Raw genomic sequence first — 1,418 nt, 5'->3', positions numbered from 1 at the left:
AGTAATTAACAGTCCCAATTCTTTCGCCGCCCTGGTAAACATTTTGATTTAAACTAGCACAATGACCGGCTGTCACAAAATTATTTGTGCGATTTGATAGTTTTCTCACTGAAAAACTGAATGTACAAGACCCAACTGGATTTGTATTTCTTCCAATAGCCAAACCACCTTCCATATAATCCACAGGATCTGTTCGACCTTGTTCAACTTCTTCAGAGTGCTCCTCCAAATGAATATCTTTACCATACAATTCTTTAATAGTAGCTTCAGTTTCTGTATTCAATTCTTCCACATCGATACCAATAGTGTTTTTTTCGTAATGGACGTAGACGCTAGTTATGCCTAATTCCGAGAACTTGTCATCTTGTACAATTGCTTTTTGCCGATCTCTTAACTCTTGCTCAGAAAATTCCACATAGGATACCTTAATCTTTTCTTTTAAAGGTGTGGATTGTGCAATTTCGTCTACCATTTCATTTACTTCACGACTATCTTTCAAATCTTCTTTAATGTTAACATGAACAATTCCTTGTTTTCGAGTATCTATGTAAACGGACGCAAAGCCACTGTACTCGTCTTCAGTTGTCCTTATAATTTCTTCAACTTCCTCCATATAGGTAGTCATAGAATCAATGTCTTGTATGATCTTCAATTCCGAAGCAGTCAATCTAATGTCATGATCACTATGAGTTGCTAAACGATAATTTTGATCCAAAGCTCTGAATATAGCTTTATTTGATGTGTCTAGACCGTGAATTTCTCTAAAGACCTTTTGGTCTAAATATTCTTCTTCTGTAACCCCGTCTGGTAACTCAGGAATCTCATCAGCTTCCACCTCGCCAATGAAGATGCCAGAAAAGAGGGACACTACAAATAAAAAATTAAATAGCAAGAGCTTTAAAATTTTCATAGTTTCTAACTCCTTTATTTTTTATAACTCGTACCTAAATGACACCCTGATTTAACCAGTCATATTCTGCTCTTGTCATCGAAGTATACTAATAATCTAGTCTGCATGTTCCGCTAGCATCGGCACGAGCCAAAAGAACGTTCCCATTAATATTGAATAGTCTTCCCCTAAGCTTTTCGAAATTCAATTTGTTCTTGAATATATTGTCCTGTATGTAGTCCCATCACGCGATTCCTCTACACTAATGACATTAGACAAGACAAAAAACACAAAAATTCCCATAAGTGAGAAAATTAACTTCTCACGTAATCATCTTATAAATTTTTTGGGATTATCTGTAACATAACATACATGGTAATTATTAACAATATTGAAACCTAAGTTTATTTTTTGAATAGATTTGACATTTGTTCACTCCTAGCTTCTGCACTAGTTTCATTGATTAAATGTTGACCTCTTTTTCGGACGAACGCTAATTGACTCATGAATGATGTACGATTTTGGATAA

1 protein-coding gene is annotated in these 1,418 nt (G+C 35.0%); it reads right to left on the bottom strand.

All coding sequences use genetic code 11. The annotated features are described in order from the left end of the window. A partial coding sequence (locus BM095_RS16290; protein ID WP_143083254.1) for a chymotrypsin family serine protease occupies positions 1–910 on the bottom strand: 910 nt, incomplete at its 3' end. Positions 911–1,418 lie beyond the last annotated feature (508 nt).

The sequence above is a fragment of the Alteribacillus iranensis genome, assembly GCF_900113025.1.
Taxonomy (GTDB): Bacteria; Bacillota; Bacilli; order Bacillales; family Marinococcaceae; genus Alteribacillus_A; species Alteribacillus_A iranensis.
Note: the sequence above shows the minus strand (reverse complement) of the source record. Positions and strands in the feature narration are given on the sequence as shown.